General features: G+C 67.9%; 20 protein-coding genes. 10 read left to right on the top strand and 10 right to left on the bottom strand.

Going from position 1 to position 23,372, the window contains the following annotated elements:
- Positions 1-525 precede the first annotated feature (525 nt).
- From ACFOYY_RS03230 to ACFOYY_RS03220, 3 genes are all read right to left on the bottom strand, one after another.
- Positions 526-1,695 (bottom strand): trypsin-like serine peptidase, encoded by a 1,170-nt coding sequence (locus tag ACFOYY_RS03230; protein ID WP_362780437.1) that lies wholly within the window; start codon positions 1,693-1,695, stop codon positions 526-528.
- A 135-nt stretch (positions 1,696-1,830) separates the two neighbouring features.
- On the bottom strand, positions 1,831-2,988 hold the full coding sequence (locus tag ACFOYY_RS03225) for a trypsin-like serine peptidase (RefSeq protein ID WP_386187634.1): 1,158 nt from the start codon (positions 2,986-2,988) through the stop codon (positions 1,831-1,833).
- A 224-nt stretch (positions 2,989-3,212) separates the two neighbouring features.
- Complete coding sequence (locus ACFOYY_RS03220; RefSeq protein WP_362780442.1) at positions 3,213-4,793, bottom strand: hypothetical protein; 1,581 nt, start codon at positions 4,791-4,793, stop codon at positions 3,213-3,215.
- Between the two features lie 318 nt (positions 4,794-5,111).
- On the opposite strand from ACFOYY_RS03220, the gene ACFOYY_RS03215 reads away from it, so the two are divergent.
- The 3 genes from ACFOYY_RS03215 to ACFOYY_RS03205 all read left to right on the top strand — a co-directional run bounded on the left by ACFOYY_RS03215 (position 5,112) and on the right by ACFOYY_RS03205 (position 7,880).
- Positions 5,112-5,645, top strand: coding sequence for an SSI family serine proteinase inhibitor (locus ACFOYY_RS03215; protein WP_362909606.1), 534 nt, complete (start codon positions 5,112-5,114; stop codon positions 5,643-5,645).
- A 369-nt stretch (positions 5,646-6,014) separates the two neighbouring features.
- Positions 6,015-6,908: a hypothetical protein gene (locus ACFOYY_RS03210; protein ID WP_386187630.1), complete on the top strand. Its 894-nt coding sequence runs from the start codon at positions 6,015-6,017 to the stop codon at positions 6,906-6,908.
- A gap of 9 nt (positions 6,909-6,917) precedes the next feature.
- Positions 6,918-7,880 carry a zinc-binding dehydrogenase gene (locus ACFOYY_RS03205; protein ID WP_386187627.1) on the top strand — a complete coding sequence of 321 codons (963 nt, stop codon included), beginning with the start codon at positions 6,918-6,920 and terminating at the stop codon, positions 7,878-7,880.
- An 86-nt stretch (positions 7,881-7,966) separates the two neighbouring features.
- On the opposite strand, the gene ACFOYY_RS03200 is transcribed toward ACFOYY_RS03205, so the two are convergent.
- The 5 genes from ACFOYY_RS03200 to ACFOYY_RS03180 all read right to left on the bottom strand — a co-directional run bounded on the left by ACFOYY_RS03200 (position 7,967) and on the right by ACFOYY_RS03180 (position 14,321).
- Positions 7,967-8,677: a PadR family transcriptional regulator gene (locus ACFOYY_RS03200; RefSeq protein ID WP_386187624.1), complete on the bottom strand. Its 711-nt coding sequence runs from the start codon at positions 8,675-8,677 to the stop codon at positions 7,967-7,969.
- Positions 8,674-9,471, bottom strand: coding sequence for a DUF4097 family beta strand repeat-containing protein (locus ACFOYY_RS03195; RefSeq protein WP_352015123.1), 798 nt, complete (start codon positions 9,469-9,471; stop codon positions 8,674-8,676). Before ACFOYY_RS03195 ends, ACFOYY_RS03200 begins: the two co-directional genes overlap by 4 nt.
- A gap of 66 nt (positions 9,472-9,537) precedes the next feature.
- Complete coding sequence (locus ACFOYY_RS03190; RefSeq protein WP_352015124.1) at positions 9,538-9,717, bottom strand: DUF6104 family protein; 180 nt, start codon at positions 9,715-9,717, stop codon at positions 9,538-9,540.
- A gap of 99 nt (positions 9,718-9,816) precedes the next feature.
- Positions 9,817-13,485: a multifunctional oxoglutarate decarboxylase/oxoglutarate dehydrogenase thiamine pyrophosphate-binding subunit/dihydrolipoyllysine-residue succinyltransferase subunit gene (locus ACFOYY_RS03185; RefSeq protein WP_386187619.1), complete on the bottom strand. Its 3,669-nt coding sequence runs from the start codon at positions 13,483-13,485 to the stop codon at positions 9,817-9,819.
- 170 nt (positions 13,486-13,655) lie between these two features.
- A complete protein-coding gene (locus tag ACFOYY_RS03180; RefSeq protein WP_352015126.1) occupies positions 13,656-14,321 on the bottom strand; it encodes a B3/B4 domain-containing protein in 666 nt (221 codons plus the stop codon).
- A gap of 225 nt (positions 14,322-14,546) precedes the next feature.
- Here ACFOYY_RS03180 and ACFOYY_RS03175 point away from each other — a divergent pair, with 225 nt between their 5' ends.
- From ACFOYY_RS03175 to ACFOYY_RS03150, 6 genes are all read left to right on the top strand, one after another.
- Positions 14,547-15,557 (top strand): ABC transporter substrate-binding protein, encoded by a 1,011-nt coding sequence (locus ACFOYY_RS03175; RefSeq protein ID WP_386187616.1) that lies wholly within the window; start codon positions 14,547-14,549, stop codon positions 15,555-15,557.
- Positions 15,554-16,363: an ABC transporter ATP-binding protein gene (locus ACFOYY_RS03170; RefSeq protein WP_352015128.1), complete on the top strand. Its 810-nt coding sequence runs from the start codon at positions 15,554-15,556 to the stop codon at positions 16,361-16,363. The genes ACFOYY_RS03175 and ACFOYY_RS03170 overlap by 4 nt, the downstream gene beginning before the upstream one ends.
- The gene (locus ACFOYY_RS03165; RefSeq protein ID WP_386187612.1) at positions 16,356-17,243 is read left to right on the top strand and encodes an ABC transporter permease; all 888 of its coding nucleotides are present in this window, start codon (positions 16,356-16,358) and stop codon (positions 17,241-17,243) included. The genes ACFOYY_RS03170 and ACFOYY_RS03165 overlap by 8 nt, the downstream gene beginning before the upstream one ends.
- Positions 17,243-18,580 (top strand): LLM class flavin-dependent oxidoreductase, encoded by a 1,338-nt coding sequence (locus tag ACFOYY_RS03160; RefSeq protein WP_386187609.1) that lies wholly within the window; start codon positions 17,243-17,245, stop codon positions 18,578-18,580. The genes ACFOYY_RS03165 and ACFOYY_RS03160 overlap by 1 nt, the downstream gene beginning before the upstream one ends.
- Complete coding sequence (locus ACFOYY_RS03155) at positions 18,577-19,131, top strand: NADPH-dependent FMN reductase (protein ID WP_386187605.1); 555 nt, start codon at positions 18,577-18,579, stop codon at positions 19,129-19,131. The genes ACFOYY_RS03160 and ACFOYY_RS03155 overlap by 4 nt, the downstream gene beginning before the upstream one ends.
- Before the next feature lie 177 nt (positions 19,132-19,308).
- Complete coding sequence (locus ACFOYY_RS03150; protein ID WP_352015132.1) at positions 19,309-19,815, top strand: flavin reductase family protein; 507 nt, start codon at positions 19,309-19,311, stop codon at positions 19,813-19,815.
- A gap of 37 nt (positions 19,816-19,852) precedes the next feature.
- Here ACFOYY_RS03150 and ACFOYY_RS03145 read toward each other — a convergent pair whose 3' ends face one another.
- Complete coding sequence (locus ACFOYY_RS03145; protein ID WP_352015133.1) at positions 19,853-20,911, bottom strand: NAD(P)H-dependent amine dehydrogenase family protein; 1,059 nt, start codon at positions 20,909-20,911, stop codon at positions 19,853-19,855.
- 472 nt (positions 20,912-21,383) lie between these two features.
- Positions 21,384-22,025, bottom strand: a complete 642-nt coding sequence (locus ACFOYY_RS03140) for a dioxygenase family protein (protein WP_352015134.1) — start codon at positions 22,023-22,025, stop codon at positions 21,384-21,386.
- A 218-nt stretch (positions 22,026-22,243) separates the two neighbouring features.
- On the opposite strand from ACFOYY_RS03140, the gene ACFOYY_RS03135 reads away from it, so the two are divergent.
- On the top strand, positions 22,244-23,233 hold the full coding sequence (locus tag ACFOYY_RS03135) for an AraC-like ligand-binding domain-containing protein (protein ID WP_352015135.1): 990 nt from the start codon (positions 22,244-22,246) through the stop codon (positions 23,231-23,233).
- The last annotated feature ends 139 nt before the right edge of the window (positions 23,234-23,372 follow it).

Raw genomic sequence — 23,372 nt, 5'->3', positions numbered from 1 at the left:
CGGTGCCAGCCAGACCAGCGGCCAGCAGACCGGAGGCGAGAACGGCGCCACCGGCCGGGAGGAGGATGCGCTTCAAGGGAACTCCTTGGTCTGATGTGGAACGCTCTTGCGTCCCAAGCGTCAGTAAAGGGATAGCCAGAAACATACAGGGGCGATCTTCGTAAGCGGAAGTTGTTCCGCTAAGTAAAGTCGCCGGTCAACCCCTCCGGGACCGCTCCAAATCCGACCGGGGAGGGTGGGACTCCTGGGGCTCATGTGAGGCATATTGCATATTTCGGCAGATCAGCGAAATGTTGATATTGAAGAAGGGGATCGCCTGCGGAGAGTCCTCCGCTTGGTCGGCCGGGGTTCCATGTGATGCAGATCACACTTTTCGATGGCACCAAATCGGCTCGAACTACGTCTAACGCGCCCGTAGTCAACCTGTCGTGGAATCGTCACTTACCGGGAACCCGGACAAAAAGGACGCGAGGCCCGGCGGATGCCGGGCCTCGCGTTGTGTGAGGAGAGAAAAAGCCTCGGGTTCTAGCGGTAGAGCTCCCCGTTGGGGCCGACGATCTTGCCGGACCAGACGTTGGAGGCCTTCTTGTAGATGTCGGCGGTCTCACCGTCGAAGTACGGCGAGGTGATCAGGTCGTAGCGGCCGTTCTTGTCCTGGTCGCCGAAGAGGCTGGTGACGCCGTTGACGTAGCCGAGACGCTTGGCGTTGCTGTACCTGACGAGCCAGGGGCCACCGTCGGCGCCGGGGGTGAGGGCGGCCTTGAGGCCCACGTGCTCCTCGACCTTCTCGGCGGGCGAGACGTAGACCTTGCCGGTGGTCTTGCCGTACACCCACTTCGGCGTGATGCCGGTGTAGGGCTTGTCACCGTCGGGGTGCGGGGCCTGGGGGTAGCCGAAGACGTACACGCCCTGGCCGGTCCGCTGGTTCCAGGTGAAGCCCTGGCCGCCGACGTTGTCGCCGAGGCGGCCGGCGTCCCTGGACAGGCCGATGAGGTAGTCGCCGCCCTTGGTCCACTTGGGACCGGTGAACTTGTCGTACTCGGCCCTGGTGACCTTCTTCTCGCCGTTGGCGAGGACGCCGTTGTAGACGGTGACGAACGCGTAGTCGCGGTCGTAGTCCTCGTAGACGTCGAAGTCGTAGTGCGTCCAGGCGGTCTTACCGACGTAGACACCGTAGGGGGCCTTGCCCTGGTAGTAACCCGGGACGAAGACCCACCGGTCGAGGACCTTGGGGTCGCCGACACCGGCGGTGTCGTAGACGTTGTGGGCGGCGGTGACGACCAGGTTGCGGTACTTCGACTGCACCGAGGTGGCCGAGGCCCACTTCGGGCGGCCACTGGCGTCGACCCAGAACACCTTGCCGATGGTCCTGGGCAGGTTGATGTTCTTGACCATGGCGGGGGCGGCCTTCTCCTCGCCGATGGGAAGCACCGAGCCGGGCTTGCCGTCGGGAGAGTAGCCACCGCCGGACTTCCAGGAGGGCGGGGTGCTGTCGTGGTAGTAGGCCGTCGCGCTCTTCAGGGCGGCGTTGTTCGACGCGGTCCAGAAATCGACGACGGAGACCGCCGCGGCGTTGTTGACAGCCATCGGGTCGGTGGCCCAGTCCGGGGCGGCCTGGGCGGTACCGGCCAGGCCGGCGGCCAGCAGACCAGCGGAGACGACGGTGCCGGCGACGGGAAGGAGGATGCGCTTCAAGACTGCTCCTTGCGCTGCTTGAGTGCAGGCATCGGAATCAGGGGACGACAGAAACCTATGCAGACAGGTAAGGGCAAAGGCTGATATAAGGCTGCCTTAAGTCCCTTTTAAGGTAGCCATAAGGTTCCTATAAGGTCAGAAGGCGCGCTGGCGGTCGGCGTACTCGTAGACCACATAGGTCGACTGGATGAAGTACGGAGAGGAGATGCGGTCGTACTTCTTGTCGGTGTCGGTGTCCCAGGCGAAGCTGTTGATGCCGTTGAGATAACCGACGCCCTGCCGAGGATCGTAGTAGATCAACCAGGGCCCGCCGCTTGCTCCGCCGGTGAACGTACAGCCCAGCGAGATGCCCATCTCGACCAGGCGGGTCGGCGCCTTGGTCTGGTAGGTGCGCCCGTCGCACCACAGCATCCGTTGCCCGTCGTACGGCCTGCTGCCGTCGATGTTGGGGGCGGCCGGATAGCCGAAGGCGAAGACCGACAGCCCGACACCGCGGTTGACCATCAGGCCCTGGCCGCCGACGTTGTCCTCCAGGCTGCCGACCGACTCCATCTGGTAGGTGTCCGCCGCCTTGCCGGGCTTCCACACGAACCCGTCGTGCACCGTCACGAAGGCGTAGTCGTAGTCGTAGTCACCCTGGGCGGTGAAGTTCTCGTGCAGGTTGAGCGAGTGGCCGACGTAGATGCCGTACGGCGTCTTGCCCTGGTCGTAGCCCGGGATGAAGATCCAGTAGTCGGCGTGCCTGTTCCGCTTGGGGTCGAAGGCGCAGTGTCCGGCCGTGGCGACCAGGTGGTGGTTCTTCGAGGCGACGGCCGAGGCGGAGCACCAGTACTCCTTGTCGCCGATCTTGAAGAAGACCTTGCCCACGGTGCGGGGAAGGTTGCTGCTGGACGGCTGCTTCTTCGTCGGCAGGACAGGGCTGACGACCGGCGAGGAGGCCTTGGGATTGCTGTAGGTGACGGCCTTCACCGCCGTGCCGCCGCTGGCCGTACCGGTGGGGGTCGGGGAGACCGGGGCGGAGGAGGCCTTGCTGCCGTCGCTGGGCTTGACCTCGGGGGTGGCGGGGTTGTTGTTCTGGGCCTGCTTGAGCTTGGCCGGGCTCCAGTACTCCGCGATCCGCTTCACATCCGCGTTGGTCTTGGTCAGCGTGATGGAGGTGATGCTGCCCGCCGTCGCCTTCCCTGCCTGGGTGCTCACGGCGCCCGCACTCCCGGTGAACGCGGACATGACGAGCACGCCGGAGGCCACGAGGGCGCTCAGGGGGGCCGTCAACCGCCTCACGCGGGGGGACATGGCGGGTGTTCCCTTCTGGGATCAAGGGGAAAAGTTGGTCGTAAGGGGTGATTTTTCCAGATCGATTTGGTTTTGGGCAGTTCGGTGGAGTGATCTGCTTTGAGGCCTTGGCCGTAAGGTTTTGCAGTCCTCCTTGAAAGAGTATGCATCTTCGGACATAAACCCCCCGTCAGACGGGGGGAAGACCCGCCATCGGCGGGTCTTCCCGTTCACGGTGTCCGTCCTCAGACGGGAAGCTTCCCGGTCCAGAGGTTGGCCGCGTACTTGTAGATGCCGTAGGTCTCACCGTTGAAGTACGGGGTGGTGACCCGGTCGTAACGGCCGTTCTTGTCACTGTCGAGCGTCAGGCTCACGACGCCGTTGAGGTAACCGGTCCTCTTGCTGCTCTTGTACTGCAGCAGGAACGGGCCGCCGCTGGCGCCGGGGGTGAAGGCGCACTTGATGGCCTGCTGCTCCTCGGCCTTGAACTGCGCCACGACCGGAGCCGCGCCGGTCGCGCCGTAGCACCACTTCATGGTGTGACCGCTGTAGGGCTTGTCACCGTCGAGGTGGGCCGCGGCCGGGTAGCCGAACGTGAAGACCTTCTTGCCGGTCCGCTGGTTCCAGGAGAAGCCCTGGCCGCCGACGTTGTCGCCGAGACGGCCCGCGTCAGCCAGGAGCACCACGTAGAACTTCGTGTGGAAGTAGAGCTCCTTGACCGTGGTCTTGACCCACTTCTTCACGAAGTACTGGGTCTTGTACCAGGCGATCTCGGTGCCGTTGACGTCCTTGGTCGCCTCCAGCTTGCCGAGGAAGTTGCCGTCGGCCTTGTCCTTGAGCAGCTTGTTGTACTGCTCCTGGCTGATGGCGGTCTTGCCCTTCTCGTCGCTGAGGCGCTCGAACTTGGCGCCGTTGTCCAGCCCGGAGGGAGCCTTGCCGTAGGTGTAGGCGTCGACCTCGACCGCGGTCAGCTTCACGCCGCCCCGGCCGTCCTTGACGTAGTCCTCGATGTACTTCGAGGCGTCGCTGGGCTTGCCGACGGTCTCGACCTCGGGGTCGGCCGACTTCTTCCAGAACGGGCCCTTCTCGCCGTACTTCGAGTAGCCGGCCTCGTACTCGTCCTTGGAGATCGGCTTGTCCTCGGTGTACTTGAAGCCCTTGGCGGCCTCGTACTCCGAGATCGTGGTCTCCTTGACCCCGGTCTGCTTGACGCCGTTGTAGACGTTGACGAACGCGTAGTCGTAGTCGTAGTCCTCGTAGACGTCGAAGTCGAAGTGGACGTTGACCTTGGAGCCGACGTAGATACCCCAGGGGGCCTTGCCCTGGTAGTAGCCGGGGATGAACACGAAGTTGCTGTAGGGCTTGTTCGTGTCGGTGTCGTAGACACAGTGACCCGCGGTGGCGACCAGGTTGCGGTACTTCGACTGCACCGAGGTGCCGGAGCACCAACGCTCCTGGCCCTTGTCGTCGAGGAAGAAGACCTTGCCGACGGTGATGGGAAGGTTCAGGTTCTTGGACCTGCCCGCGCTCTTGCCGCTCTCACCGGTGGGGGCGACGTTTCCGGCCTTGCCGTCGGCGGAGGCGCGCGAGGCGCCGGTCTTGAGCTTGGCGGAGACGGTGCCCTCGGAGGTGTACGTCTTGGCCGACTTCAGCTTGGAGGGGGTCCAGTAGCCCGCGATGGCCTTCGCGTTGCCGGAGGCGGCCAAGGTGATCGTCTTGCGGTCCGGAGCGGCCTGAGCTGAGGACGCGAGAGTCGCACTGACCATGGAGGTGGCCACGACGGCACCGCCAAGGGGGAGGATCAGGTGCTTTGCTCGGAAGTTCAATCTAGCTCCTTCTTTGTCATGGGTCACTCGGGACGCAACCCACGCATGCGTAAAGAGACAAGTGCTGACCGTACTAGGCAAAGAACGGTTAAAAGACAACAAAACGGACATCACAGGGTACCGTTATGTTTTCGTTACTAAACGGATGGAACCGAATTCGCAAGATCGGCGTCTGATCTCTCCCGCTTTGAATGTGCCGGAAGCCGGCGTCTGCGCCGGGCTGTGAGCTGCGAAAACGGGAGAGTCGGTCGTTGCCGGGGCGGGACGGGTGCGGAAGGCTGAGCCGCACCTGGCGTCACGCGACATTCGGGGGAATCCTTGCGACGTCTCATCGGCCTGGCAGCTGCCGGGTTCCTGGCCCTGCCCTTGTCCGGGTCCCTGTTCGGTACGGCCGCCGCCTCGCCGCCCCATGGGTCCGACCGGGCGGCGAACGCGCCGGTCGGGTCCGGCCCGCCGTACCCGGGAGAGGTGGTGCCGATCGTCCCCGGGCCGGTCAGGCCGGGCGGGGACCGGCCGCCGAACCGGGTCAGGACGTTCCTGCTCACCTTCGCCCGTGGCGAGAGTCCGACGCCGGTCCTCCGGCACGTTCTGCTCATGTGCGACCCGCCGAGGGGCACGCACTCCGATCCGGTGGCGGCATGCGGCGCACTGGTCGCGGCCAAGGGGGACCCGGGTGCGCTCACGCCCCTGTCCGGCGTGGTCTGTACGACCCGGTACGACCCGGTCACGGTGACCGCCACCGGGACCTGGGATGGAAGGTTTGTCCGATTCGTTAAGACCTACGGCAACGACTGCTCGCTGTACGCCGCGACCGGTGCGGTCTTCTCCTTCGGAGAGCGCTCCAAGTCCTGAACGGGGTCCGGTCTCCACGGCCGGGTCCCGTACGGAAATTCCTGACTCGGAAAAGGCTGTTCCGCTGTCCTGAAAAGAAAAGGGGCGGCCTTACCCGGCGGTTGACGTGGAACGGTTCAGCACGGCCGTGTGGTGGGTGGATCCGCAGGTGAGAGGCCTGCCCATCACATCATGGGAAACTCCGGCAACACCGGTTCCCCCTGCTTCTCCGGTGTCCGTGGAAACAATGGGCCGCCGGAATCACGGACCTCCCGGTGTCATGAAGCGGTGACACATCGGTTCCGATTCGTGATCGAGATGATCTAGGCGTGGGCGTCAAACGCCGCCGAAGATGGACGAAAGCCGTAATTTCGTGAAGGCAGTCTGAACGTGGCCGGGGATCCGAACGACGTCATCGAGTCCAAGGGGCCCGCGGGCCCCAGGCGCTGGGTCGGGATCGCGGTGCTGGCCGCGCTCGTGGTCGTCCCGGTCGTCAGCCTGCTGGCCAGCAGGGATCCCGGGCTCCCGCCCGTCCCCGACACGGGGGCCACCACCTCGGGCGCCGTCTCGGCACCGGTGGCCGCGTCGGCCCCCACCAACGTGCTCCACCCCAAGCCACGCCGCAAGGGTGGCAAGGAGATCCTGGACGTCGTCTTCCCCGACGGCACGAAGGCCGAGATCGGCTATCCCGCGGAGCTCGGCCTGGCCGAACTGGGTGTACGACCCGCCCTCGGCGGCTGGCTCGACGGCTACTTCAGCCTGTACCGGGAGCTGACCGTTCCCCCGGGAGGGCGCGACGAGATCGCCCAGGGCGGCCCCATGATCCGTGAGCTGGCCGGCCAGAGCACCCTCTGGCAGTCGGCGAGCCCCACCGAGGGGCAGATCATGCTGTTCGACTTCACTCCCTGGTACGTCACCTTGCGCGACCAGAGGAACGGGATGACCTTCGAACAGCGGCAGCTCTGGGCCAAGAACCTGCGCGGTGAGGTGACGAAGGACGGCTACCTCGTGCTGAAGGCCTCCTCCCCCGTACGGCTGGGCAAGTCCGGGCAGATCTTCAGAGGAGGACTCGCCGGGCCGCGGCTGTGGTTCGGCGGATTCGGCGGGCCACTGGTCGTGGTCGCGCCCATGCCGGGCTGCGACACCGCCGGGATCGGCCCGATCGAAGCGGGGCAGGGCGTCTCGGAGAGCGTCTGTAAGAACGGGATATACGTCGCGGCCTCCGGGGAACGCGACATCGTGGAGCGGGTGATCGCCGGAGTCAGGGGCAAACCGGTTCGGTAGGGTGCGGCCATGTTCGCCGTAACCGCCACCCGGATCGACCCGGAGGACCCGCTCGCCGGGCTCACACTCGGGCAGCGCCCCGACCCCGAGACGCCGGACGGCTGGACCGTCGTCACGGTGCGGGCCGCCGCGCTCAACCACCACGACCTGTGGACGCTCAAAGGCGTGGGAATCCGTCAGGAGAGGCTGCCGATCGTCCTCGGCTGCGACGCCGCGGGTGTCGACGAGGACGGCAACGAGGTCATCGTGCACGCGGTGATCGGGGAGGGAGCCGACGAGACACTCGACCCAGGAAGGTCGCTGCTCTCCGAGGTCCACGACGGCACCTTCGCCGAGCGGGTGGCCGTACCCCGGCGGAACCTGGTGCCCAAACCCGCCGCGCTCACCTTCGAGGAGGCCGCCTGCCTGCCGACCGCGTGGCTGACCGCCTACCGGATGCTGTTCGAGAAGGCGGGGCTGGAACCCGGTTCGACGGTGCTGGTCCAGGGGGCCGGCGGCGGTGTGGCGACCGCCCTGATCGTTCTCGGCCGGGCGGGTGGCTACCGGGTCTGGGCCACCAGCCGGTCGGAGAAGAAGCGGCTGCACGCCCTGGCTCTCGGCGCCGACCAGGTCTTCGACAGCGGCGCCCGGCTGCCGGAGCGGGTGGACGCGGTGATGGAGACCGTCGGCCAGGCCACCTGGGCGCACTCGCTCAAGGCGCTGCGCCCGGGTGGCCGGATCGTCGTCTCGGGGGCCACCAGCGGAGCCGTACCGCCCGCCGACCTCAACCGGGTCTTCTTCCTGCAGCTTTCCGTGGTCGGTTCCACCATGGGCACCCGTGACCAGTTGGGCAGGCTGGCCCGCCTCCTGGAGCAGACCGGTGTCCGGCCGACGATCGACCGGGTGCTCCCGATGACCGAGGCCCGCGCGGGGTTCGCGGCCCTGCGGGACGGCGACGTCTTCGGAAAGATCGTCTTCACCCTGCCGGGCTAAAGCCCGCTCAGGCCGAAGCCCGCCGGGCTGAGGACCGCTGGACCGAATCCCGCCCGGCTGAGCCGTACCCGGTCGGGCCGCGCGGGTCAGCGCAGGGCGTCGCGGATACGACGGGCCGCGTCGTAGAGCGCGTCCTGCGCGGTGGCCAGTGTCTCCTCGGTCACCCGTCCCGCCGCCGTGTCCTGACGGACCTCCTGGACGAACTCGGCAAGCATCTGCCCGAGCTGGTCGTCGGCCTCGGCGGGGCCGTGGCCGGTGAAGCTCTCCGCCCAGTGCTGCTTCCACTCGTGTTTCCACTCGTGGGCCTGGCGCTTCCACTCATGCTTCTGCCGTCGCCACTCGGCCTTCTGCTCCCGCCAGGACTCGCGCTGCTCCTGCCTGACCTGCTGCTCCTCGTGCCTGACCCCCTGGCGCACCTCGCGCGCCATCTGGGTCAGCTCGTCGCGCAGTGACCTGACCGTGTCGCGCACGTCCTCCTTGACCTCGCGGGCGATGTCACGGACCGACTCGGAGATCTCCTGCTCAAGGTCGGCGAGCTCGTCGCCCCTGGCCTTCAGCTCCTCCTGACCCTGCTCGGTGAGGGTGAAGACCTTCTTGCCGTTCACCACCTCGTGGGTGACCAGACCCTCCTCCTCCAGACGGGCCAGGCGGGGGTAGATCGTGCCGGGCGAGGGCGAGTAGACGCCGAGGAAGCGGTCCTGGAGCAGCCTGATCACCTCGTAACCGTGGCGCGGGCTCTCCTGGAGCAGCTTGAGGAGGTAGAGACGCAGCCGCCCGTGGCCGAAGACCGGGCTCATGCCAGTGCTCCCTTCAGCAGGGTGACGTCCGCGGAGAGGGTGGTCGCGGCCAGCGAGGCCATGCCCCCGCCGATGCGGCCGCTCAGCGTCTTCGCACCCGGCTGGCTGGTGTGGCGCAGCTCGGCGAAGGCGGTGTTGATCCTGCCCGAGGTCGAACGGATGGTGACGTCGGTCTCGACCGTGGACGGAAGCCTGAGCACGATCTCGCCGGAGACGCTGTTCAGCGTCACATGACCGGTCGGCGGAAGCTCCAGGTCGGCGGTGATCCGGCCGGAGACGGTGGTCGCGCTCAACCGGCGGGGTGTGCCCTGGGCCACGGTCAGCTCACCCGAGACACTCTTGAAGGACAGGTCGCCGACCAGGCCACGGCTCTCCACGGTCCCGGAGACGGTGTCGGCGGTGATCTCGCCGCTCACCCCGTCGAGCACGATCTCGCCGTTCACGCTCTTGACCGAGGTGCGGTTCTCGAAACCGGCGACGACGGCCGAGGCGGAGACCACTCCCGCGCTGACCGGGCAGTCCTTCGGTACGGTCAGGGTCAGGGTGGCCTCCCTGCGCCCCGGCTGCAGCCAGCCGAGCACACCCTCCCACGTCAGATCCTTGTAGGTGACGACGAGCGTGCCGTCGTCGTCGTGGGTGACGATCAACGGCGGGGTGCCGATGTCGGTGACCTCAAGGGTGGGCGGCCCCTCGCTGGCCAGCACCGCCAGCCTCCCCGCCACTATCCGCACGTTGAGCTTGCGCACGGTGTCAAAGGTGAGCTGCTCGGGTTTCTCGATCGTCCACTGCCGCATGTTCGTGACCTCCTTATGGAGACACGATATGTCGCGTTATGGGCAATGGTCAAGATATATCGTGTTTTACTCCTCGTCCTCGTCGTCCAGCCGGGCCAGCCAGGTCGCCAGCCGCTCGACCGGGGTCTCGAACTCGGGGTTCAGGTCGACGAACTCGCGCAGCCGCTCGGCGAGCCAGGTCAGGCTGACCTCCTCCTCGCCGCGGCGCGTGACGAGCTCCTCGATGCCACGGTCGGTGAAGTACATCGTCGTCCTCTCTCAACAGGTCTCTCGGCAGGTCTCAAAGGGGAAAGTCCCCCACAGGATCGCCTGTGGGGGACTTCCTCGGTGTGCTTCGTGCCCGGTCTAGCCGAAGACCTCGTCCAGGATCTGCTGCAGCTCCGTCTCGTGCGTGGAGTGCGAGCCGGTCGCCGGGGAGGAGTTCGCCTTGCGGGAGATCCTCCTGAGCCTGCGACCACCGAACGCGTCGGGGTGCTCGACCATCTTCATGGTCAGGAACGGCCACGGGCCCATGTTGGCGGGCTCGTCCTGCGCCCAGGCCACCTCGACGTCGTCGCCGTAGCGGGCCAGCTCGGCCTGCAGCGGGTTCGCCGGGAACGGGTAGAGCCGCTCCAGGCGGACGATCGCCACGTCGTTCCTGCCCTGCTTCTCCCTGGCCGCGGCCAGGTCGTAGTAGATCTTGCCGGAGCACAGGACGACCTTGCGGACCTGCGCCGGGTTGACCGTGGTGTCGCCGAGCACGGGCCTGAACGACCCTGAGGTGAACTCGCTGACCGCCGAGACCGCGGCCTTGTGGCGCAGCAGCGACTTGGGCGTGAACACCACCAGCGGACGGCGCCGGTTCGACATCGTCTGCCAGCGCAGCAGGTGGAAGTAGTTGGCCGGCAGCGTCGGCTGGGCCACGGTCATGTTGTCCTGGGCGCACATCAGCAGGAAGCGCTCGATGCGGGCCGAGGAGTGGTCGGGACCCTGACCCTCGTAGCCGTGCGGCAGCAGCAGGGTGACGCTGGAACGCTGACCCCACTTCTGCTCGCCCGCGGTGATGTACTCGTCGATGACGGACTGGGCGCCGTTGACGAAGTCACCGAACTGGGCCTCCCAGGCGACCAGGGCCTCGGGGCGCTCCACGCTGTAGCCGTACTCGAAGCCGAGCGCGGCGTACTCGCTGAGCAGCGAGTCGTAGACGTAGAACTTCGTGGTGCCCTGGTTGAACGTCTTGAGCGGCGTGTGCTCGGCACCGGTGATGCGGTCGACCAGCACGGCGTGCCGCTGGGTGAAGGTGCCACGCCGGGAGTCCTGGCCGACGAGACGGACCGGGTGGCCGTCGATCAGCAGCGAGCCGAAGGCCAGGGTCTCACCCGTGCTCCAGTCGATGCGGTCCTCGGCGACCATCTGGCCCCGGCGCTGGAGCACCGGCAGCAGACGCGGGTGGACGGTGAAGCCCTCCGGCAGGTTGAGCTGCGTGTCGATGATCCGCTTGACCGTCTCCTCGGAGATGCCCGTCGGGGTGTCCTCGTGGGACCACGGGATGGTCTCCATGGTGTCGGGACGGGCGAACTCACCGGTCGGCTGCTTGACCGCCTCGCGGGTCTCGGCGAAGGCGTTCTCCAGCTTGGCCTGGTAGTCGCGCAGCGCGCTCTCGGCCTCCTCGACCGTGATGTCGCCCCGGCCGATCAGCGCCTCGGTGTAGAGCTTTCGGGTCGAACGCTTGGCGTCGATCAGGTCGTACATCAGAGGCTGGGTGAAGCCCGGGTTGTCGGTCTCGTTGTGGCCGCGACGGCGGTAGCAGATCAGGTCGATCACGACGTCCTTGCGGAACGCCTTGCGGTACTCGAAGGCCAGGTTGCCGACCCGGACCACGGCCTCGGGGTCGTCGCCGTTGACGTGGAAGATCGGCGCCTGGATCATCCGGGCCACGTCGGTCGCGTACACGCTGGAACGCGAGCTGGCCGGGCTCGTGGTGAAGCCGACCTGGTTGTTGACCACGATGTGCACGGTGCCGCCGGTGCGGTAGCCGCGCAGCTGCGACAGGTTCAGCGTCTCCGCGACCACGCCCTGACCCGCGAAGGCCGCGTCGCCGTGGACGAGCACGGGCAGGACGCTGAAGCCCTCCTCGCCGCGTTCGAGCAGGTCCTGCTTGGCACGGACCACGCCCTCAAGGACCGGGTCGACCGTCTCCAGGTGGGAGGGGTTGGCCACGACGGAGGCCTTGAGCTTGGAGCCGTCGGGTGAGACGAAGTCACCGCTGGCGCCCAGGTGGTACTTCACGTCGCCGGAGCCGTGGGCGCTGCGCGGGTCGATGTTGCCCTCGAACTCGCCGAAGATCTGGCCGTAGGACTTGCCGACGATGTTGGCCAGCACGTTCAGCCGGCCGCGGTGGGCCATACCGATGACGGCCTCGTCGAGGTCCTCCTCGGCGGCGGCCGACAGCACCGAGTCGAGCAGCGGGATCAGGGACTCGCCGCCCTCCAGCGAGAAGCGCTTCTGGCCGACGAACTTCGTCTGCAGGAACGTCTCGAACGCCTCGGCGGTGTTGAGCCGCTCCAGGATGCGCAGCTGCTCGGTGCGGTCGGGCTTGGCGTGCGGACGCTCGACCCGCGCCTGGATCCAGGCGCGCTCCTCGGGGTTCTGCATGTGCATGTACTCCACGCCGATGGTGCGGCAGTAGGAGTCACGCAGCACGCCGAGGATCTCGCGCAGCTTCATCAGGGGACGGCCGCCGAAGCCGCCGGTGGCGAACTCGCGCTCCAGGTCCCACAGGGTCAGCCCGTGCGACTTGATGTCGAGGTCGGGGTGCTTGCGCTGCTTGTACTCAAGAGGGTCGGTGTCGGCCATCAGGTGACCGCGGACCCGGAAGGCGTGGATCAGCTCTATGACACGGGCCGACTTGGCGACGTCGTCGTCGTGGGTGGCCGAGATGTCCTGGACCCAGCGGATCGGCTCGTACGGGATCCGCAGGGCCTCGAAGATCTCGTCGTAGAAGCCGTCCTCGCCGAGGAGCAGCCGGTGGATCTGGCGCAGGAAGTCACCCGACTGGGCGCCCTGGATGATCCGGTGGTCGTAGGTGCTGGTGAGCGTCATGACCTTGCTCACCGCCAGGCGGGAGAGCGTCTCCGGGGAGGCGCCCTGGTACTCGGCGGGGTACTCCATCGCGCCGACACCGATGATCGTGCCCTGGCCGGGCATCAGGCGCGGCACCGAGTGGACGGTGCCGATCGTGCCCGGGTTGGTCAGCGAGATCGTGGTGCCCGCGAAGTCCTCCACGCCCAGCTTGCCGGACCTGGCCTTGCGCACGATGTCCTCGTAGGCGACCCAGAACTGGCGGAAGTCCATGGTCTCGGACGCCTTGATCGAGGGCACCAGGAGCTGGCGGGTGCCGTCGCTCTTGGCGACGTCGATGGCCAGGCCCAGGTTGACGTGCTCGGGCTTGACCAGCACCGGCTTGCCGTCCACCTCCGTGTAGGAGTGGTTCATCTCCGGCAGGACCTTGAGGGCCTTGATGACCGCGTAACCGATCAGGTGCGTGAACGACACCTTGCCGCCGCGACCCCGCGACAGGTGATTGTTGATCACGATGCGGTTGTCGATCAGCAGCTTCGCCGGTACGGCACGCACGCTGGTCGCCGTCGGCACTTCGAGGCTGGCCTCCATGTTGGCGGCCGTACGGGCGGCCGCGCCACGGAGTCTGACTTCCTCGGTACCGGCGGGCAACGGGGTCTCCTGCTTGGATCGGGCAGCCGGCGCCGAGGTTGGCTTCGGCGCGGGGGGTGCCGGAGTGGCCGCCGGGGTCACCGGCGCCGCAGCGGAGGTCGGGGGAACGGGAGCGGCCTGGGCCGTCCCGGGGGGCGCGGCTCTGCCCGCCCCGGAGTCAGGGCTGTAATCAGCGAAGAAGTTCCACCAGGCACGGTCCACGGACTCGGGATCCTGGAGGTACTTCTGATATAGCTCGTCGACCAGCCATTCGTTTTGACCAAAGGCTGCCAGCGGGTTTGTCCGCGACGACTCAGACGACACGGCGGAAATCGCCCTCTTCCGCAGATCGGCGTTGATGATAGAGAACCTGTCCAAGGCTACTCGCCCTGACCCGGACCTGCGCCAGTCTGACCGCAGCTCTCCGCCTGATCCTCTCAGGACAGCTCAAAACGGTCATCCCCGGGGGGTCCATCTGGGTGGTACCGGTCTGGTCATTCATGCTCGACGAGCCTGGACTCGATCTTGACGCCCGGCGTCACGGCCTCAAGCAGGGCCTTCAGTTCCTCGCCCGCGGCGTGCAGTTCGTCGAGGGACATGGGGGCCAGGCGCTCCAGCAGGAACAGCGCGTCGGTCGTCTCCTCGGTGATCCGGGTCCGCACGCACTGCCGCCAGTTCCACCGCCTGCAGGTGACACCCAGGTCGTCGCGCCAGACCACCTCGCCGATCTCGGGGGTGTCGATCACGGTCTCGCCCTTGTCGATCACTTCGAACGGCTCGTCGCCCACGGCCCTGACCAGCCTGGCCGCCCCGGCGTAACGGCCGAGGTCCTCTCCGCCGATGGGGAGCCCGTGTCTGACGCTGACCGTGTTGTAGGCGTCGACCACCAGGTTGATCTCCGGCAGCGGCATGCGCCTGACCAACGCGTCGACGGACGGCCTGGTCCGCTGGGGTTTGGCGCCGAATGCCCGGTAGGCCTCCCGCCAGGCCTCGACCTTCGGGTCGTCCGCGGAGACGGCCTCCTGGGCCGCCGTCGCCAGCCAGGCCCTCGACCTGTCGTCGGTCGGGCCGTTGCGCAGGCCGTACACGGCCATGGCCAGGACGGCGAAGTCCGGCCGCAGCGCGCTGACGGCGGGGTCGACCCGGATGTCCTCAATCACGGACCTCAGTCTAGGTCGTCCCCTGTCACATACTTCTCACCTACGATTTCATGCAAAACAAGTAGGAAATATTGACTAAGCGTGGAGTCGTGCGTAGCTTCTCCGGTATGGGCCTCTATCTGACCCGGTGTGCACATGTCGACTTCTGTCGCGTGTTCAGTGCTCTGTGTCCGTGATCACGAACCGACCTCCGTCCCCCCTTCCTTCATCCCTCAGGAAACGTTCGTGATCAAGTTCAGAAACGTCCCGTTCCTTGTGCTGCTCGCTCTCGGCCTCGCGGGCTGCGGCGCGGAGGCCGCGGCCAAACCCGGTGCGCCGGAGACCCTGGAGCTGCGCTACCAGGGCAACGTCGGCGCCGTGACCTTCCCCGAGCTCGCCGAGGACCTCGGCTACCTCGCCCCTGTGAAGCTCAAGTGGATCGGCAACACGATCTCGGGGCCGCAGGACATCCAGGCCGCCGCGACCGGGCAGACCGACTTCGGCGGCGCGTTCAACGGCGCCATCATCAAACTGGCCGCCGCCAAGGCTCCCATCAAGGCGGTCGTCGGCTACTACGGCAGTGACGCCGACAGCTACGTCGGCTACTTCGTCCCCGACGGCTCGCCGATCAAGGGTCCCCGCGACCTGATCGGCAAGAAGATCGGCGTCAACACCCTCGGGGCGCACCTGGAGGCCGTGCTCAAGGAGTACCTCAAGCGCGGCGGCCTGACCCCCGAGGAGATCAAGCAGGTCGAGCTGGTCGTCGTGCCCCCGATCAGCACTGAGCAGGCGCTGCGCCAGGGCCAGATCGACGTGGCCGCGCTGAACGGCGTCCTGCGCGACACGGCCCTGCAACGCGGCGGCATCCGCGCCCTGTTCAAGGACATCGACCTGTTCGGCCCCTTCACCGCGGGCAGCTACGTGCTCACCGACAGGTTCATCGCCCGCAACCCCAACACCACGAAGAAGTTCGTCGAGGCGGTCGCCAGGGCCGTCGAGTGGACCCAGACCCACTCCCGGCAGGAGTACGTCGCCAGGGCGGAGGCGATCATCGCCAAACGGCACCGCAACGAGGACACCGCCACCATCAAGCTCTGGAAGAGCAGCGGGGTCGCGGGCAAGGGCGGCGTGATCGACCCCAGGGAGTTCCAGATCTGGATCGACTGGCTGCAGCGCGCCGGTGAGATCAAGCCCGGCCAGGTCAAGACCGAGGACCTCTTCACCAACGCCTACAACCCGTTCGGAGGCAAGGGATGAAGCTCCAGATCCAGGGCGTCGGCAAGGAGTTCGCCGTCCGCGGCGCCGACCGGCCCTTCACCGCCCTCGACGACGTCGACCTGGACGTGCGGGAGGGGGAGTTCCTCACCCTGGTCGGGCCGAGCGGCTGCGGCAAGTCCACCCTCCTCGACCTGCTCGCCGGACTGGCCGTGCCGAGCAGGGGCCGCATCCTCCTCGACGGGACCCCGGTCGAGGGGCCGGGTCTCGACCGGGGAGTCGTCTTCCAGCAGTACGCGCTCTTCCCCTGGCGCACGGCGCTGTCGAACGTCGAGTTCGGGCTTGAGGCCAAGGCCGTACCGAAGCGGGAGCGCGCCGAACGGGCCAGGGCGCACCTGGAGCTGGTCGGGCTGCGCGGGTTCGAGGAGCGCTACCCGCACGAGCTCTCCGGGGGCATGCGCCAGCGGGTGGCCATCGCCAGGAGCCTCGCCTTCGACCCGGAGGTGCTGCTGATGGACGAGCCGTTCGCCGCGCTGGACGCCCAGACCCGCGAGTCGCTCCAGGAGGAGTTGCTACGGATCTGGCAGCGGACCGGCAAGACGGTGGTCTTCATCACCCACGGCATCGACGAGGCCGTCTACCTCGGCCAGCGGGTCGCGGTCATGACCCCCCGCCCCGGCCGGATCAAGCGGATCCTCGACATCGAGTTCGACAGCCGCGAGGGCGACCTGCGGGCCGACGCCCGCTTCGGCGCCTACCGCCACGAGGTGTGGACGCTGCTGCGCGAGGAGGCCGCCGGGGCCGCCAGGATCGAGACGAGGGCCGAGGAGGTGGTCCCCGTTGGCTAGCGTCTCGGCCAGGGCGGTCTCCACCGAGGTCACCACGCGGAGTCTCGCCAGGGAGGCGCTCCAGGAGGCGTCCCGTACGGCGGGCGCCGTCCCGGGAGCCGGTACCCGCCTGCTGCGCGGTACGGCGCGCGCCGCCGTCGCGGTGGGCAGGCGCACGGCCGCCATCGCCGTGCTGGCCGTGATCTGGGAGGTCCTGCCCCGCCTCGACGTGGTCGACCCCACCTTCCTGCCGCCGCTCTCGCAGGTCCTCACGGCGTGGTGGGACCTGCTCGTCTCGGGTGAGCTGCTCGACCACACCCAGGCCAGCCTGGTCAGGTCACTGGCGGGATGCGTCCTGGCCATCGTGGTGGCCATCCCGCTCGGCCTGCTGATCGGCTGGTACCGGCCGGTCGCCGAGTTCCTCAACCCGCTGCTCGAACTGTTCCGCAACACCGCGGCGCTGGCCGTGCTCCCGGTGTTCGTGCTGATCCTGGGGCTCGGCGAGACGTCCAAGATCTCGATCATCCTGTACGCCTGCGCCTGGCCGATCCTGCTCAACACGATCGCGGCGGTGCGCGGGGTCGATCCGCTGCTGGTCAAGTCGGCCAGGTCGATGGGACTCGGGCCGTTCCGGCTGTTCCAGAAGGTGATCCTCCCCGCGGCGGTACCGACGATCTTCACCGGCATCAGGCTGGCGGGGGCCTACTCGATCCTCGTGCTGATCGCCGCGGAGATGGTCGGCGCCAAGGCCGGCCTCGGCTACCTGATCAACTACGCGCAGTTCAACTTCCGGGTGCCCGAGATGTACGCGGGCATCCTCACCATCTCGGTGCTCGGACTGCTCATCAACCAGCTCCTCGTCCGCCTGGAGCGCCGTTTCTCGACGTGGAGGACCTCCTGATGACCGAACGCAGGCTCCATCTCAACGCGTTCCTGATGGGCGTCGGCCACCACGAGGCGGCCTGGCGGCACCCGGAAACCGACCCCGGCCTGATCGCCGACGTACGGCACTACCAGGAGCTGGCCAGGATCGCAGAACGGGGCAGGCTCGACTCGGTCTTCCTGGCCGACGGGCTGGCTCTGTGGGGAAACGTCCGGCACAACGCCCTCGGCGGCCTCGAACCGCTCACGCTGCTGGCCGCGCTGGCCGCGGTCACCGAGCACGTCGGCCTGATCGCGACCGTCTCGACCACCTACAACGAGCCGTTCCACGTGGCACGCAAGTTCGCCTCGCTCGACCACATCAGCGGCGGCAGGGCGGGGTGGAACATCGTCACCTCCGCGACCGAGGCGGAGGCGCACAACTTCGGAATCGAACGCCCCTCCCACGGCGACCGCTACGCCCGCGCCACGGAGTTCCTTGAGGTCGTCACCAAACTCTGGGACAGCTGGGAGGACGGGGCGATCCTCAACGACCGCGCCGCGGGCCGCTACGCCGACACCGGCAGGATCCACGCCCTCGACCACGTCGGGACCCACTTCAGGGTCAGGGGCCCGCTGAACACCTCCCGTCCCCCGCAGGGCCATCCCCTGCTGGTGCAGGCGGGCTCCTCGGAGGACGGCAAGGAGTTCGCCGCCCGGTTCGCCGAGGCCGTGTTCACCGCCCAGCAGACCCTCGCCGAGGGGCAGGCGTTCTACACCGACCTCAAGTCCCGCCTCGCCCGGTACGGCAGGCGCCCCGGCGAGCTGCTGGTCCTGCCCGGCATCTCACCGATCATCGGCTCGACCCATGAGGAGGCACTCCGGCTGGAACGGGAGCTCCAGGACCTGATCATCCCCGAGTACGGCGTGCAGCAGCTGTCCACCATGCTCGGCGCCGACCTGTCCGGCCACCCGCTGGACGAGCCGCTGCCCGAACTGCCCGAGCCGAGTGACGGTCAGCAGAGCAGGTTCAAACTCGTCACCGACCTCGCCAGGCGTGAGCGGCTGACCCTGCGTCAGCTGATCGGCAGGCTCGCGGGAGGCAGGGGACACCGGGTGGTCGCCGGTACCCCGGAACTGATCGCCGACCAGATCCAGGAGTGGTTCACCAGCGGCGCGGCGGACGGCTTCAACATCATGCCGCCTGTCCTGCCGAGCGGCCTGGCGGACTTCGTCGATCACGTTGTACCCGAGCTGCAGGCCCGTGGCCTGTTCAGAACCGAGTACGAAGGCCGCACCCTGCGCCAGAACTACGGGTTGGCGCGACCGGTGTCCAGTTTTGAGCAGTTCGAGCAGAAGGTGTCGGTGGCCTCATGAGCATCGTGACAGTGGTGGGCAACCCGCGGACCGGGTCGCGCACGTACGCAGTGGCCGTCCAGGCGGCGCGGGCCGTGGCCGGGCGGCTCGGCGACGAGTGGTCCGGGCGGGAAGCCGAGGAGGAGGTCGTCGACCTGTCGGTCCTGGCCCCCTGGCTGCTCTCCCCCCAGGCCTCACCCGAGGTGGAGGCGGCCCTCGACCTGGTACGGCGGGCCGACGTGCTGGTGGTCGCGAGCCCGACCTACAAGGGGACCTACACCGGCCTGCTCAAGGTCTTCCTGGACCGTCTTCCCGGGGGCGCGCTCGCCTCGGTCGTCGCGCTCCCGCTGCTGGTGCTGGGCGACGCCAGGCACGCCCTGGCCGTGGAGGTCCACCTGCGTCCTCTCCTGGTCGAGCTGGGCGCGAGCGTGCCGACCCCCGGGCTGGCGGTGGTCGAGTCGCAGATCCCCGCTCTGGACGAGGTCCTCGGCCCCTGGGCCGACAGGGTCGCCCCTCAGGTCAGGGCGGCGCTCACGGCGAAGGACTCGGTGGACTCGGTGACCCGGGCGTGAACGCGGCAAGGAGGGAGTCCCCGATGAGATCGGGAAGAGAAGGCGTTATGAATAGGTTGCGAATCATAAGCGTGGTTTACGCCCTGGAGGAGGAGAAGTGACCGAGCGGAACGACGCAACCGGTTCCGAGATCCCCTCCGGCGTTCCCGGTGTGGAACGGCTCGCGGGGGAGGACTCGTGACCGAGACCCTCCCCGGCCGGGCCGTGGACGCCGACCGTTTCCGGCAGGCGCTGGCCGTACACGCGGCCGGTGTCGTGGTGATCACCGCGCAGGCGCGGGGGGTTCCCGTCGGCCTGACGGCCACGTCGTTCTCCTCGGTCAGCCTCACACCCCCGCTGGTCTCCTTCTACGTCGACCAGTCCTCGACCACCTGGCCCTCGCTCAGGCTCGCGGAGCACTTCGCGGTGAACGTCCTGGCCAGCGACCAGGCGGAACTGGCCTCAAGGTTCGCCCGCAAGGGCGTCGACCGCTTCGCCGCCCCGACCGAGTGGTGGCCGGGCCCCCAGGGGGTCCCGATCCTCGGGGGCGTCTCCGCCCAGCTGGTGTGCGTCCCCCACTCGACCGTCGACATCGGCGACCACGTCCTCGTCGTCGGCCTGGTCACCGAGACCAACCTCGTCTCCGACGACCGCCCCCTGCTTTACCACCGGGGCAGGTTCGGCCGCTTCACCCCGCACACCTGACCGTCCGGCGGGGACGCCCGAAGGACGTCCCCGCCGGTCAGGCCAGTCGTACGGTGCCCCGCCCGGTGGGAGGCGGCAGGTCGAGGAGGGTGCGGATTCCGGGCGGCGCCGCGCACAGGGCGGCCACCGAGTTGACCGCGTGGGCCGCGGCCCCGGCCAGGCCGTGGGAGATCGCGTCGAGGGAGACCGTCATCTGCGGCACACCCTCGATGTGGACGACGAAACCGGGGGCGGACCAGCGGTCGACCCTGTTGGCGTCCGCCTTGTAGACGCACTCGACGGTCATGAAGGGACGGCCTCTGACCAGCCCGCTGAACGTCCAGCGGGACGCGCAGACCGTGCCCTTCCTGACCAGGCCCGCGGCGATCTCGAACTCCTCCGACGCCAGGTCGAACTCGTCGCTCTCGTCGACCTCGTCGAGGGCCACGCCGAGGGTGCTCGCCACGAGCTGGACACTCTCGGCGAACAGGCCGCGCTGGTACGCACGGAACGGGCGCACCGCGGTCGCGTAGTCCTTGGCCGAGCGGGTGAAGCCGAACAGGTCGACCACGAGCCTGCGGGACGGATGCCCCTTGAAGTCGGAGCACTCACGGACGTAGACGTGGTCGATCCTGCCGGACAGGCCGCTCAGCGCGATAGGGAGCATGTCGCTCACGAAGCCCGGGTTGATGCCGGTGCCGTGCAGGGAGGAGCCGCCCGTCGCGCAGGCGGCCTCGATCCGCCCGACGACCGCCGGACCGTAACACCACGGGTAGACGAACCCCGTCGTGGTCACGACGTTCTTGCCCGAGGCGAGCAGGGCGCAGAACGTCTCCACGTCGGGTGTCGGATCCCCGTCGAAGGCGGCCGAGGGCAACGGCATGTGCAGCACGCAGTCGGCGTCGAGAGCGAGGATGCGCTCGACGTCGTCGGTGCACAGGACGCCGGTCTCCGGCAGTCCGACGAGCGGACCGGCGTCGAGACCGACTTTGCCGGGGTCGTAGACGAACACTCCGGCGAGTTCGAATTCGGGACGGCGGATCAGATTGCGCAGGGAGTATCTGCCAACGGCGCCCGTGGCCCACTGGACCACGCGGAGGGGCGGCGGTGGGGGCATGGGGGCCTCCAGCCCGGGGTCTTTGGGCAGGGCCGTACTGGGAGGAGTTGCATTGATTACCCTCGCCCGGTAAGTGCAGAAACTTTAGCAGAAATTCACACGCTCGATCACTATCCGCGACGGTCTGACACCCTGTCGTTTTCCTCCGTGCTTCGGGAGGGCGCGGATGTGAACATCATGGCTCACCGGGCGCCCGGGAAGGCATCTCGGAAGGCAGAAGTATGTTCTGTGAAGGCGTATGTGATGTCCGGCAAAACATCCCTGTTGCGACATTTGCGACAAACGCCACGCTTGACAGCGGCCTTGACAAAAGGTCTGTCAGGCCGTTTTGGAACGGTCCGAGGTCATGGTCGGTGAACGCCGGAGTTATGGCGGAGAAGGCGAGGCCGGGCCGCCGCTCCGCCTGGCTACGGGATAGGCGGAACGACGGCCCGGCCGGTCCAAGGAGGCCGTCAGGAGATCAGGCGGTCCGTCAGGGGACGTTGAGCACGAACTCGTAGGAGGCGGCGCGCCCACCGGGCACGGACTGCACGGTCATGAGAAGACGCCGGTCGTAGATCGTGTCGGTCTGGTTGCGCGGCTCACCCGGGAAGTAGAGCTGCGTGGTCAGGATCGGCCTGTTGGGCGCCTGCAGCTTGACGTGGATGTGCCGGGTCCGCCCCGGGTAGAGGCCCGGGACGATCGTGGTCAGGGAGAAGGCGCCGTTGGCGTCGGTGAACTGGTGGCCGCGGAACCTGAAGCCGTAGTTGTCGTAGTTGCCGGCGTTGTCCGCCTGCCAGAAGTCCAGCAGCACATTCGCCAGCGGTTTGCACGAACGGCTGTAAACACGGCCGGTCACCGTCAGCTTGGTGCCGCCCGCTCCCGCCGGGACGATGTTGGCGGTCAGCGGGGAGTTGGGCTTGAAGTACGGCCCCTCCGTCTGTGCGATGGTGGTCGAGCCGCCGGGGGTGCAGGCCAGAGGCAGGTCCTGCCCCTGAAGCGCGGAGGCGGGGCCCGCAATCGCGCCCGCGACCACCGGGGCCGCGATCGCGCCCAGGCCCACCGCCGCGACGAACTGCTTGCGGCTCAGGCCGGACTCCATTTCCTCTTCTGGGGTGAGAGGAATCTCGGACATCGAGGTTCTCCTTCAGCGAGGTGGTGGCCGTGCTGGGGGTGCGCACGGCTCCAGATGTGTATATCCATTCATCTGACTTGCAAGGTTGACTCTAAGTGCCAGTCTGTTGTCAGGGCGTGCCGGGCATAACGCGATGTTGGATCTGAATGGGATTGCCGCCAAGTAGAAACCAGGGGTGAAGCTAGGGTCATCGCCTCATTAACGCCGAGGAGAGCGTCATGCCCACACTCGTCAGTACGGCCGGCCTGCCCCCGAGGGAGCAGGTCGAGTTCTGGCGTAATGTCGTGTCGGACGCCTTCGGCCCGCTACAGCTGCGGGCCGGGGACACCGGGGGGTTCGCCGGCCGCATCGCGAGCCGTACCCTCGGCCCCGTCCAGGTCAGCGACGTACGCGCCCCCGCGCACGTGGTCAGCCGTGCCGCCCGGCACATGACCACCAGGGGAGGCAGGGAGAACTACAAGTTCTGCCTGCTGCTGCGGGGCTCCGGAGTCATCGAGCAGGCGGGGCGCCGCGTCGTGGCGAGCGCCGGAGACCTGGTCTTCTACGACCTCAGCCGTCCGATGGAACTCGTCCTCGACGCCCACCACCTGCTCGCCCTCACGGTGCCGCGCTCGGCCATCCCGCTGCCCGCGGCCCACGTGGCCGACCTGGCGGGCACCCTGCTGGCCAGCAGGCAGGGACCGGGGAGACTGACCGTCTCCTTCCTGACCTCCCTGGCCGCCGAGGGAGACGCCGTCGACGGGCCACACGGCCAGTATCTCGGGGAGGCCATCGTCAACATGGTGACCTCCGCCCTGAGCGAGCGGCTCAGCGGCGAATCGCCGGTACCCGGCGCGGGCGCCGAGCTGCTGCAGTGCATCACCGACTGGATCGAGCGCAACCTGCACCGCCCGGACCTGTCGCCCGCCGTCATCGCGCACGCCCACCACGTCTCGGTGCGCCAGCTTCACCGGATCTTCCACGCGGCCGGCATGACCGTCGCCGCCCACGTGCGGACCCGCAGAATGGACCGCTGCCGCAGGGAACTGTCCACGGCCCATCTGCGCGCCGACCGGGTCAGCTCCATCGCGGCGCGCTGGGGCTTCTCCGACGCAGCCTCCTTCAGCCGGGCCTTCCGGCGGATCTACGGCTGCGCGCCCAGCGACTACCGCGCCGCCCTCGCCGACGAGGACGTCGAGGACGGTACGGCACAGCGACAGCCCGCCTGACCGGCGGCACGACCACTCGGGAACCGGCGTCCCCGCCCACAAGGCGGGCGGCCGGTGGCCCGAGAACCCGCATCCACCCGGTGGGGGGCGGATGCGACGGCACGGCCTGCGTTCACTTGAGAGTGAACGCAGGCCGTGT

Origin of the sequence: Streptosporangium jomthongense (assembly GCF_042650425.1) — a bacterium.
Classification (GTDB): domain Bacteria; phylum Actinomycetota; class Actinomycetes; order Streptosporangiales; family Streptosporangiaceae; genus Streptosporangium.
The sequence above is the reverse complement of the archived record's forward strand: the minus strand, read 5'-3'. Positions and strand labels throughout refer to the sequence as shown.

What these genes read in the sequence shown, in the direction of transcription:
- ACFOYY_RS03140 (WP_352015134.1), bottom strand. Translation starts at nt 22,025, where the DNA reads ATGTCCGAGATTCCTCTCACCCCAGAAGAGGAAATGGAGTCCGGCCTG.
- ACFOYY_RS03190 (WP_352015124.1), bottom strand. Translation starts at nt 9,717, where the DNA reads ATGTACTTCACCGACCGTGGCATCGAGGAGCTCGTCACGCGCCGCGGC.
- ACFOYY_RS03160 (WP_386187609.1), top strand. Translation starts at nt 17,243, where the DNA reads ATGACCGAACGCAGGCTCCATCTCAACGCGTTCCTGATGGGCGTCGGC.
- ACFOYY_RS03200 (WP_386187624.1), bottom strand. Translation starts at nt 8,677, where the DNA reads ATGAGCCCGGTCTTCGGCCACGGGCGGCTGCGTCTCTACCTCCTCAAG.
- ACFOYY_RS03135 (WP_352015135.1), top strand. Translation starts at nt 22,244, where the DNA reads ATGCCCACACTCGTCAGTACGGCCGGCCTGCCCCCGAGGGAGCAGGTC.
- ACFOYY_RS03225 (WP_386187634.1), bottom strand. Translation starts at nt 2,988, where the DNA reads ATGTCCCCCCGCGTGAGGCGGTTGACGGCCCCCCTGAGCGCCCTCGTG.
- ACFOYY_RS03170 (WP_352015128.1), top strand. Translation starts at nt 15,554, where the DNA reads ATGAAGCTCCAGATCCAGGGCGTCGGCAAGGAGTTCGCCGTCCGCGGC.
- ACFOYY_RS03205 (WP_386187627.1), top strand. Translation starts at nt 6,918, where the DNA reads ATGTTCGCCGTAACCGCCACCCGGATCGACCCGGAGGACCCGCTCGCC.
- ACFOYY_RS03155 (WP_386187605.1), top strand. Translation starts at nt 18,577, where the DNA reads ATGAGCATCGTGACAGTGGTGGGCAACCCGCGGACCGGGTCGCGCACG.
- ACFOYY_RS03195 (WP_352015123.1), bottom strand. Translation starts at nt 9,471, where the DNA reads ATGCGGCAGTGGACGATCGAGAAACCCGAGCAGCTCACCTTTGACACC.
- ACFOYY_RS03145 (WP_352015133.1), bottom strand. Translation starts at nt 20,911, where the DNA reads ATGCCCCCACCGCCGCCCCTCCGCGTGGTCCAGTGGGCCACGGGCGCC.